The 11576-nt window shown below is 34.4% G+C and carries 7 protein-coding genes; all 7 read left to right on the top strand.

Going from position 1 to position 11576, the window contains the following annotated elements:
• Positions 1-410: 410 nt before the first annotated feature.
• A complete protein-coding gene (rpoB, locus tag EJJ37_RS18710; RefSeq protein WP_133016971.1) occupies positions 411-4118 on the top strand; it encodes a DNA-directed RNA polymerase subunit beta in 3708 nt (1235 codons plus the stop codon).
• 21 nt (positions 4119-4139) lie between these two features.
• A complete protein-coding gene (gene rpoC / locus EJJ37_RS18705; protein ID WP_133016970.1) occupies positions 4140-7676 on the top strand; it encodes a DNA-directed RNA polymerase subunit beta' in 3537 nt (1178 codons plus the stop codon).
• A 151-nt stretch (positions 7677-7827) separates the two neighbouring features.
• The gene (locus EJJ37_RS18700; RefSeq protein WP_133016969.1) at positions 7828-8067 is read left to right on the top strand and encodes a ribosomal L7Ae/L30e/S12e/Gadd45 family protein; all 240 of its coding nucleotides are present in this window, start codon (positions 7828-7830) and stop codon (positions 8065-8067) included.
• Between the two features lie 55 nt (positions 8068-8122).
• Positions 8123-8500, top strand: coding sequence for a 30S ribosomal protein S12 (gene rpsL / locus EJJ37_RS18695; RefSeq protein ID WP_133016968.1), 378 nt, complete (start codon positions 8123-8125; stop codon positions 8498-8500).
• A 154-nt stretch (positions 8501-8654) separates the two neighbouring features.
• Positions 8655-9125: a 30S ribosomal protein S7 gene (rpsG, locus tag EJJ37_RS18690; RefSeq protein ID WP_005212828.1), complete on the top strand. Its 471-nt coding sequence runs from the start codon at positions 8655-8657 to the stop codon at positions 9123-9125.
• A 77-nt stretch (positions 9126-9202) separates the two neighbouring features.
• Positions 9203-11269: an elongation factor G gene (gene fusA / locus EJJ37_RS18685; protein ID WP_133016967.1), complete on the top strand. Its 2067-nt coding sequence runs from the start codon at positions 9203-9205 to the stop codon at positions 11267-11269.
• 182 nt (positions 11270-11451) lie between these two features.
• A partial coding sequence (locus EJJ37_RS18680; protein ID WP_243124916.1) for a GTP-binding protein occupies positions 11452-11576 on the top strand: 125 nt, incomplete at its 3' end.

The following is an 11576-nucleotide window of genomic DNA, read 5'->3' as shown; positions in this document are numbered from 1 at the left end:
CCTTTTAAGGGTAGCAAGTAAAATAAAATGCGGCTGCTGGACCATTTATGCGTCTTAAGACGCAAGCTAGCAATTTGCCCTTATAGGGCTTATGAAAAACCACCAGCTTAGCTGGTGGATATTTATTGCCTAAATAGAAAAAATAAAAGTATAATAAAAATTAATTTAAATAATACTATTGTATTAATAAATGTAATTAATATGCGGATATATAAAAGTATTGACAAAGAAAAATTCCTATGGTACTATCATAAAATGTACTATTCATTATGGATAATTATATATTCTTGCGAAAATGAGTATAATCAATAAAAAAATGGTTATACTATAACGTGATGCTCTCCGAAAGCATAGGTCCTTAGGGAAATTATGCTTTTGGTTATTTTACTTTAAACAAGGGGTGAAAATTCATGGTACATCCTGTCCAAGTCGGAAAAAGAACTAGAATGAGCTTTGCTAAGGTTAAAGATGTAACCGAAATGCCAAACTTAATCGAGGTACAATTAGATTCTTACGAATGGTTTTTAAGAGAAGGATTATTAGAAGTATTTGACGACGTAAATCCTATTTCAAACTTTACTGGGAATCTTGTACTTGAGTTTGTAGACTATAAACTTGATATGGATAATATTAAGTACTCAGTGGAAGAGTGTAAGGAAAGAGATTGCACTTATGCAGCTCCACTAAAAGTGTCAGTGAGACTGACAAATAATGAAACAGGAGAAATAAAAGAACAAGAAGTATTTATGGGAGATTTCCCATTAATGACTGAACAAGGAACTTTTATTATTAATGGTGCTGAAAGAGTTATAGTAAGCCAATTAGTAAGATCTCCAGGTGTTTACTATAGTAATACTGTTGATAAGAGTGGTAAAAAGCTATTTTCATCAACTGTTATTCCTAACAGAGGTGCATGGTTAGAGTATGAAACAGATTCTAATGATGTTATTTATGTTAGAATTGATAAGACTAGAAAGTTACCAATCACAATTTTAGCTAGAGCTATGGGTTATGGAAGTGACCAAGAGCTATTAGACTATTTTGGTGAGGAAGAAAGATTTAAAGCAACAATAGAAAAAGATAACACTAAGACTAAGGAAGAAGCGTTACTTGAAATCTACAAGAGATTAAGACCAGGTGAACCACCAACAGTTGATAGTGCTGTGTCTTTAATAGACTCTTTATTCTTTGATGCAAAAAGATATGATTTATCAAGAGTTGGTAGATATAAATTTAACAAAAAATTAGCTATTAATCTTAGACTAATAAATCAAATAGCAGCTGCTGATATTATAAATCCTTCAACTGGAGAAATAATGGTTGAACAAGGTGAAAAAATAAGCAGAGCTATGGCTTCTGACATACAAAATGCAGGTATAAACTCAGTTGATATTTTAGTAGAAGATAAAGTGTTAAGAGTAATAGGAAATCACTTTGTTGATTTAGAAAAAGTTTTACCTTTTGATGTTAGTGATTTAAACATAAGAGAGGCTGTTCATTATCCTACTCTAATGGAAATATTAGAAAATTATGATGATGAGCAATCAATAAAAGAAGAAATCAAGAAAAACATAACTAGATTAATACCTAAACACATTGTAAGAGACGATATATTTGCAACTATAAGTTATGAATTAGGATTAGCTTATGGAGTTGGATATACTGATGATATAGACCATTTAGGTAATAGAAGATTAAGATCTGTAGGTGAATTACTACAAAACCAATTTAGAATTGGTTTATCAAGAATGGAAAGAGTAGTTAAAGAAAGAATGACTATTCAAGATCAAGAAGCAATTACTCCACAAATGTTAATAAACATTAGACCAGTAGCTGCTGCTATAAAAGAATTCTTTGGTAGTTCACAATTATCACAATTCATGGATCAAACAAATCCACTTTCAGAATTAACACATAAGAGAAGATTATCTGCATTAGGACCAGGAGGTCTTTCAAGAGAAAGAGCTGGTTTCGAAGTAAGAGACGTTCACCATTCACATTATGGTAGAATGTGTCCTATAGAAACTCCAGAAGGACCTAACATAGGATTAATTAACTCACTTGCAACATATGCAAAGGTTAATGAATATGGATTTATAGAAACTCCATATAGAATTATTGATAAAGAAACTGGTAAAGTTACAGATGAAATAAGATACTTCACAGCTGATGAAGAAGATTTATACTTAATTGCACAAGCAAAAGAACCAATTGGTGAAGATGGAAGATTTATTGACAGTAGAGTTACTGTTAGATATAAGCATGATATATTACAAGTTAATGCTAAAGATGTAGATTTAATAGACGTTTCACCAAGACAAATAGTTTCAGTTGCAACAGCGATGATACCATTCCTTGAAAATGATGACGCGTCTAGAGCACTTATGGGAGCTAACATGCAACGTCAAGCAGTTCCACTATTAAAGCCACAAGCGCCTATAGTTGGTACAGGAATAGAGTATAGAGCAGCAGCTGATTCAGGGGTATTACCTAAGGCTAAAAATTCAGGTACAGTTGTATATGTAAGTTCTTCAGAAATCAGAATCAAGAGAGATATTGATGGTGGAATTGACACATATAAATTACTTAAATTCAAGAGAAGTAACCCAGGTACTTGTATAAATCAAAGACCTTTAGTAGATAAGGGTGAAATTGTATTTAAGAACCAAGTTTTAGCTGATGGACCAGCAACTGACCTAGGAGAAATCGCATTAGGAAAGAATATCAGAATGGGATTCATTACTTGGGAAGGTTACAACTACGAGGATGCTATGCTTATCTCTGAAGAATTAGTAAGAGAAGACGTATTTACTTCTATCCATATTGAAGAATATGAATGTGAAGCTAGAGATACTAAGCTAGGACCAGAAGAAATAACAAGAGATATTCCAAACGTAAGTGAAGATGCTCTTAAAGATATAGATGAAAGAGGAATAATCAGAATCGGTGCTGAAGTTAGATCAGGAGATGTCCTTGTTGGTAAGGTAACTCCTAAGGGAGAAACTGAATTAACAGCTGAAGAGAGATTATTAAGAGCTATATTTGGTGAAAAAGCAAGAGAAGTTAGAGATACTTCATTAAGAGTACCACATGGAGAAGCTGGTATTATCGTTGACGTAAAAGTATTTACAAGAGAAAACGGTGATGACTTAAATCCAGGTGTTAACGAACTTGTAAGATGTTATATAGCTCAAAAGAGAAAAATATCTGTTGGAGATAAGATGGCAGGACGTCACGGTAACAAAGGGGTTATTTCTAGAGTTTTACCAGAAGAAGATATGCCATTCTTACCAGATGGTAGACCACTACAAATTTGTTTAAATCCACTAGGGGTTCCATCTCGTATGAACATCGGTCAGGTATTAGAAGTTCACTTAGGTTGGGCTGCAAGTGCATTAGGATGGCACATTGCTACACCTGTATTTGATGGTGCAACAGAACAAAACATTGAAGAATGTTTAGAGAAAGCTGGATACAATGCAAATGGAAAGACTGTATTATACGATGGAAGAACTGGTGAACCATTTGACAATGAAGTTACAGTTGGTATAATGTACATCTTAAAACTTGCTCACTTAGTTGATGATAAGATCCATGCTAGATCAACAGGTCCATACTCACTAGTTACTCAACAACCACTTGGAGGTAAAGCTCAATTTGGTGGTCAAAGATTTGGGGAAATGGAAGTTTGGGCATTAGAAGCTTACGGTGCTGCACATACACTACAAGAAATCTTAACAGTTAAGTCAGATGACGTTGTAGGTAGAGTTAAGACATACGAAGCGATAGTTAAGGGTGAAAATATCCCTGAACCAGGAGTTCCAGAATCATTTAAGGTTCTTATAAAAGAACTTCAAGCTTTATGCTTAGATGTTAAAGTATTAAATGAAGATAACGAAGAAGTTAAGTTAAAAGAATTCTCAGATGATGATTCTGAAGAATTAGAAGTAAATATCGAAGGAACTGAAGAAGTTGTTCCAGAACAATTTACAGGTGACGATAGTTATACAACTAATGATGAGGAAATTGAAGAAGATATAGATTATGAATCATTTACTTTAGAAGGTTTCCATGAAGAAGAATTAGAATTAGATGATTTCGTTAATGACGAACACTAAAATTGAAGGGAGGATATACCCTTGTTTGAATTGAACAATTTTGATGCTATACAAATTGGTTTAGCTTCTCCAAGCCAAATTAGAGAATGGTCTAGAGGTGAAGTTAAAAAACCTGAAACAATTAATTATAGAACTTTAAAACCAGAAAGAGATGGTCTATTCTGTGAAAGAATATTTGGACCTATGAAAGACTGGGAATGTCATTGTGGTAAATACAAGAGAGTTAGATACAAAGGTATTGTTTGTGACAGATGTGGAGTTGAAGTTACAAAAGCTAAAGTAAGAAGAGAGAGAATGGGGCACATTGAGCTGGCTGCCCCAGTATCTCACATTTGGTACTTTAAAGGAATTCCTTCAAGAATGGGATTACTTTTAGATATGTCACCAAGAGCTTTAGAAAAAGTTCTTTATTTTGCTTCATATGTTGTTATAGATCCTAAGGAAACATCACTATTAAAGAAACAACTTTTAAGTGAAAAGGAATATAGAGAAGCTGTAGATAAGTTCGGTGAAGAAAGCTTTGTAGCTGGAATGGGTGCAGAAGCTGTTCAAGAGATTTTAGGAGAAATTGACTTAGAAGCAACTTCAAGAGACTTAAAAGAAGAATTAAAAACTAGTAGTGGTCAAAAGAAAGTTAGAATAATAAGAAGATTAGAAGTAGTTGAATCTTTCAGAAAATCAGGAAATGATCCAAGATGGATGGTTATAAATGTGATTCCTGTTATTCCACCAGATTTAAGACCAATGGTTCAATTAGATGGAGGAAGATTTGCAACATCTGACTTAAATGATTTATATAGAAGAGTTATCAATAGAAATAACAGATTAAAGAAGCTTTTAGATTTAGGAGCTCCTGATATAATTGTTAGAAATGAAAAGAGAATGCTTCAAGAAGCAGTTGATGCTCTTATAGATAATGGTAGAAGAGGAAGACCAGTAACTGGTCCTGGAAACAGACCTTTAAAATCATTATCAGATATGTTAAAAGGTAAGCAAGGTAGATTTAGACAAAACTTACTTGGTAAGAGAGTTGACTATTCTGGTAGATCAGTTATCGTTGTTGGACCAGAATTAAAAATGTATCAATGTGGTTTACCTAAGGAAATGGCTTTAGAATTATTTAAGCCTTTCGTAATGAAAAAGTTAGTTGAAGATGGCGTAGCACATAACATAAAGAGTGCTAAGAGAATGGTTGAAAGAGTTAATGATCAAGTATGGGATATACTTGAAGAAGTTATCACTGATCATCCAGTTTTACTTAACAGAGCGCCTACTCTACATAGACTAGGTATTCAAGCATTCCAACCAGTATTAGTTGAAGGTAGAGCAATAAAACTTCATCCATTAGTATGTACAGCATATAATGCGGACTTCGATGGAGACCAAATGGCTGTTCACGTACCATTATCAGTTGAGGCTCAAGCGGAAGCAAGATTCTTAATGCTTGCAGCAGGTAATATAATGAAACCTTCAGATGGTAAACCAGTTTGTGTTCCTACACAAGATATGGTTTTAGGTTCATATTACTTAACAATGGATAAAGAAGGTGCTAAGGGAGAAGGAATGTACTTTGCATCTGTTGATGAAGCTATAATGGCTTATAACGTTGGAGAAATAGCTGTTCATGCTTCTATCAATGTTAGAATGTTTAAAGAAGTTGATGGAGTAGTAAGACATGGTATAATCAAAACTACAGTAGGTAAGATTATATTCAACGAATCTATTCCACAAGATTTAGGATATGTAGATAGAACAAATCCAGAAAAAGAATTTGATCTTGAAGTTGATTTCTTAATAACTAAGAAAACTTTAGGTAAATTAATAGATAAGTGTTATATTAAACACGGACCTACTAATACATCAATAATGTTAGATAAGATCAAAGCATTAGGATATCACTACTCATCAATTGGTGCTGTAACAGTTGCTGCATCAGACATGATAGTACCTGAAGCTAAGTATGAATTACTTAAAGAAGCAGAAGAAACAGTTGAAAAAGTAGAAAAGATGTATAAGAGAGGATTCATATCTGAAGATGAAAGATATGAAAAAGTTATTGAAAAATGGAGTAAAACAACAGAAGATGTTGCCAATGCATTAATGGATAGCTTGGATAAATTCAATCCAATATTCATGATGGCTGATTCAGGAGCCAGAGGATCTAAGGCTCAAATTAAGCAATTAGCTGGTATGAGAGGACTTATGGCCGCTCCATCAGGTAAGATCATTGAATTACCAATCAAGGCTTCATTTAGAGAAGGTCTTGACGTATTAGAATACTTCATTTCAACACACGGTGCTAGAAAAGGTAATGCCGATACAGCACTTAAAACAGCCGATTCAGGTTACTTAACAAGAAGACTTGTTGACGTATCACAAGATGTTATCGTAAGAGAAGAAGATTGTGGTACTGATAGAGGCTTAGTTGTTGCTGAAATTAAAGAAGGTAACGAAGTAATCGAAGGATTAGCAGAAAGACTATATGGTAGATATACAGCTGAAGATGTTATACATCCTGAAACTGGAGAAATACTATTAGGTAAAGATGAATATATAGAATCTCATATGGCTGATAGAATTACAGCTGCAGGTGTTAAAAAGGTTAAAATAAGATCTGTATTCACATGTAACTGTAAGGTTGGTGTTTGTGCTAAGTGTTATGGTATGAACATGGCTACAGCTCAAAAGATTAATATAGGTGAAGCTGTTGGTATAATAGCAGCTCAATCAATCGGAGAACCAGGTACTCAGCTTACAATGAGAACCTTCCATACTGGTGGTGTTGCTACTGGTGCGGATATCACTCAAGGTCTTCCTAGAGTTGAAGAATTATTTGAAGCGAGAAAACCAAAAGGTCTTGCTATAGTTTCTGAAATTGCAGGTACTGTAAGAGTTGAAGAAAGCAAGAAGAAGAAGACTGTATATGTAATGGCGGCTGACGGAGAAGAACGTAGCTACGACATTCCATTTGGTTCAAGATTAAGAGTATCTGATAATGATGTTATCGAAGCTGGAGATGAAATTACAGAAGGTTCAGTTAACCCTCATGATATTATGAATATTAAAGGTGTTGAAGGTGCTAGAAGATACTTACTTTCTGAAGTTCAAAAAGTTTATAGACTTCAAGGGGTTGATATCAATGATAAGCACTTAGAAGTTGTTGTTAGACAAATGACTAGAAAAGTAAAAGTTTCTGATTCAGGTGATACTGAATTATTACCAGGTACAATGATAGATATGTTTGACTTTGAAGAAGAAAATGCAAGAGTAAGAGAATTTGGAGGAGAAGAAGCTAAGGGTGAAATGGCATTACTAGGTATTACTAAAGCAGCCTTAGCAACTGATAGTTTCTTATCAGCAGCTTCATTCCAAGAAACAACTAGAGTTCTTACAGAAGCAGCTATCAAAGGAAAAATAGATCCATTAATAGGATTGAAAGAAAATGTTATTATAGGTAAGTTAATTCCAGCTGGAACAGGTATGATGAGATATAGATCTGTTAAACTTGATGTACCAGGGGAAGAAGCTCAAGAAGATAATATTGATGTAATAGAATAATACAATGCAATTTTATTGACATGTGTATGCTTAAATGATAAAATACCAATTGTGTGATTTTAAAGCTACACTACAGTATGATTGTCTACATGATTTATGGAGGCATCCTGTATAGCATGCCTCTATGATCTTTAATTAAGGAGGGGGATTCATGTTAGACAGAATTGTAGTAAAGAAAGTAATTGGAATAAAACAGTGTACTAAATTACTTAAAAGTGGTGAGGGAAAAGTTTTATATGTAGCTAAAGATGCAAATGCTAAGTTGATTTCTCCAATAATTCAACTAGCACAAGAGAAAAACATTGAGATTGTAGAAATACCTACAATGAAAGATCTTGGGAAGATAAGTGGGATTGATGTTAAATCATCAGCGGTATTGACCCTAGAATAATAAATTAGTGTTTATCTTATTTTATATAGATAAATAAATTTCAGGAGGTGAAGAAATGCCAACTATAAGCCAATTAGTAAGAAAAGGTAGAAAGACTGTTGTTAATAAATCAACAGCACCAGCACTAAACGAGTGTCCACAAAGAAGAGGAGTTTGTACAGTTGTTAAAACTACTACTCCAAAGAAGCCTAACTCAGCGTTAAGAAAAATTGCCAGAGTAAGACTTACAAATGGATTCGAAGTTACTGCTTACATCGGTGGTGTAGGTCACAACTTACAAGAGCACAGCGTTGTTCTTATAAGAGGTGGTAGAGTTAAGGACCTTCCTGGTGTTAGATACCATATCGTAAGAGGAGCACTAGACTGTGCTGGAGTAGCTAACAGAATGCAAGGAAGATCAAAATACGGTGCTAAGAGACCAAAGCAAAAATAGTTTTCTAAACTAAGACAGTGCTTATCTTCGGCATTTACATAGACTAGAAATTTTACATAAGTTTATATAGATGTAAGAAGCGAAGCACTTTACGGTAAGTTTACTTACCGAGTACCTATGAATTAAATTTAAAATTGTTAAGGAGGGAAGAAAAGTGCCAAGAAAAGGATTTATCGCAAAAAGAGATGTATTACCAGATCCAATGTACAACTCAAAGGTTGTTACTAAGTTAATAAACAACGTAATGGAAGATGGTAAAAAAGGAGTAGCACAAAAGATTTGCTACGAAGCGTTTGAAATTATGGCGCAAAAGACAGGCAAAGATGCTTTAGAAGTATTCGAAGAAGCTATGAACAATGTTATGCCTTTATTAGAAGTTAAAGCTAGAAGAATAGGTGGTGCTAACTACCAAGTTCCAATCGAAGTTAGACCTGAGAGAAGACAAACTTTAGGTATCAGATGGATTTTAGCTGCTGCTAGAAAAAGAGGCGAAAAGGTTATGGCTCAAAGATTAGCTGGAGAATTATTAGATGCAGCTAACAATACTGGAGCTGCTGTTAAGAAGAGAGAAGATACTCACAAGATGGCAGAAGCAAACAAAGCATTCGCTCACTACAGATACTAATATTACAAAAACTGTTTTGGCTTATGTCAAAACAGTTTTGTCGAATATAAAATTACTCATTGAGAGGAGGACATAAAATGGCTAGAAAATATCCATTAGATAAATTCCGTAACTTTGGAATAATGGCTCATATAGATGCTGGTAAAACTACAACTACTGAGCGTATATTATTCTATACTGGAAAAACTCACAAAATTGGTGAAACACATGAGGGTGCTTCACAAATGGACTGGATGGTTCAAGAACAAGAAAGAGGTATAACAATTACTTCTGCAGCAACAACTTGTTTCTGGGAAGGTCATGAATTAAACATAATAGATACTCCAGGTCACGTAGACTTCACAGTTGAAGTTGAAAGATCGTTAAGAGTTCTTGATGGAGCTGTTACAGTTCTTGATGCTAAGAGTGGGGTTGAACCACAAACTGAAACTGTTTGGAGACAGGCAGACAAATATGGCGTACCAAGAATGATATATGTAAATAAAATGGATGCTACAGGTGCTGATTTCTTCAGATGTATAAACACTGTAAGAGATAGATTAAAAGCAAATGCAGTTCCAATACAAATTCCAATAGGAGCAGAAGCTGAATTCAAAGGTATGGTTGACTTAATATCTAATCATGCTATCGTTACTTATGATGATTTAGGTAAAGATGTAAGAATTGAAGAAATTCCTGCTGACTTAGTTGATCAAGCTGAAGAATACAGAATGGCTATGATAGAAGCTATTGCTGAAACAGATGAAGCATTAATGGAAAAATATCTTGAAGGTGAAGAGATAACAGAAGAAGAAATACATGCAGCTTTAAGAAAAGCTACTATAGCTAATGAAATAGTTCCATGTATATGTGGATCTTCATATAAGAACAAAGGGGTTCAAGAAATGATTAACGGTGTTGTTGCTTACTTACCATCACCATTAGACATTCCTGCAATCCAAGGTCAAACTTTAGAAGGTGAAGAAGATTCAAGAGAAGCTTCAGATACAGCGCCAATGGCAGCTTTAGCATTCAAGATTGCTACTGACCCATTCGTTGGAAAACTTGCATTTACAAGAATCTATTCTGGTGTTATGAACAGTGGTTCATATGTTCTTAACTCTACAAAGGGTAAGAAGGAAAGAATAGGAAGACTTGTTAAGATGCATGCTAATACAAGAGAAGAAGTTGAATCATTAGAAGCTGGTGAATTAGGAGCAGTTATCGGATTAAAGAACACTACAACTGGTGATACTTTATGTGATGAAAGCGCACCAATTATACTTGAATCAATGGAATTCCCAGAACCAGTTATATCTGTAGCTATCGAGCCAAAGACAAAAGCTGGTCAAGAAAAGATGGGATTAGCTTTAGCTAAGTTAGCTGAAGAAGATCCAACTTTCAAAACTTGGACTGACCAAGAAACTGGTCAAACAATCATCGCTGGTATGGGTGAATTACACTTAGATATCATCGTTGATAGATTACAAAGAGAATTCAAGGTTGAATGTAACGTTGGAGCTCCTCAAGTTGCTTACAAAGAAACTATCAGATCTGCTGTTAAAGCAGAAGCTAAGTATGCTAAGCAATCAGGTGGTAAAGGTCAATACGGTCACGCTGTAATTGAAATGGAACCAACTGAAGGAGAATACAGCTTTGAAAATGCTATCGTTGGGGGAGCTATTCCAAAAGAATACATTCCTGCAATTGATGCTGGTATTCAAGAAGCTGCTAAGAACGGTATAATAGCTGGATACGAAGTTATTAACTTCAAAGTTAAGTTAGTACACGGTTCTTACCACGAAGTCGATTCATCAGAAATGGCATTCAAGATTGCTGGTTCTATGGCATTCAAGAACGCTATGCAAAAAGCAAGCCCAGTATTACTTGAGCCAATGATGAAGGTTGAAGTAACTGTACCAGAAGAGTACATGGGAGATGTTATCGGTGATATCAACTCTAGAAGAGGTAGAATGGAAGGAATGGAAGCTGTTAACGGAGCTCAAGTTATAAGAGCATACGTTCCACTAGCTGAAATGTTCGGATATGCTACAGCTTTAAGATCTAGATCTCAAGGTAGAGGTAACTACTCAATGGTATTCGATCACTATGAAGAAGTACCAAAGAGCATCCAAGAAGAAGTTGCTGGAAAGAGAGCTAAATAGTTTATAATTTTGTAATAATTTTTTGTGGTGTTATCCATAATATACTTATGGATAACATTACAGAAATTAATATATATTAATTTTAAAAATAATTTTAATTTATAATAAAAAAACAAATTAAGAATTTTAAAAAATATATTTAAAGTTCACATAATTTTGTTTCCATAAAGGAGGATTTTCAAATGGCAAAGCAAAAGTTCGAAAGAAGTAAACCACACGTAAATATCGGAACAATCGGTCACGTAGACCACGGTAAGACTACATTAACAGCTGCTATCACAACAGTATTAGCAAACAGAGGATTCGC

It is taken from the genome of Clostridium cuniculi (assembly GCF_004353185.1).
GTDB lineage: Bacteria > Bacillota > Clostridia > Clostridiales > Clostridiaceae > Clostridium > Clostridium cuniculi.
The sequence above is the reverse complement of the archived record's forward strand: the minus strand, read 5'-3'. Positions and strand labels throughout refer to the sequence as shown.

Excerpts from the sequence above, each read along its gene's own strand:
- rpoB (WP_133016971.1), top strand. The coding sequence starts at position 411 with ATGGTACATCCTGTCCAAGTCGGAAAAAGAACTAGAATGAGCTTTGCT.
- EJJ37_RS18700 (WP_133016969.1), top strand. The coding sequence starts at position 7,828 with ATGTTAGACAGAATTGTAGTAAAGAAAGTAATTGGAATAAAACAGTGT.
- rpsL (WP_133016968.1), top strand. The coding sequence starts at position 8,123 with ATGCCAACTATAAGCCAATTAGTAAGAAAAGGTAGAAAGACTGTTGTT.
- fusA (WP_133016967.1), top strand. The coding sequence starts at position 9,203 with ATGGCTAGAAAATATCCATTAGATAAATTCCGTAACTTTGGAATAATG.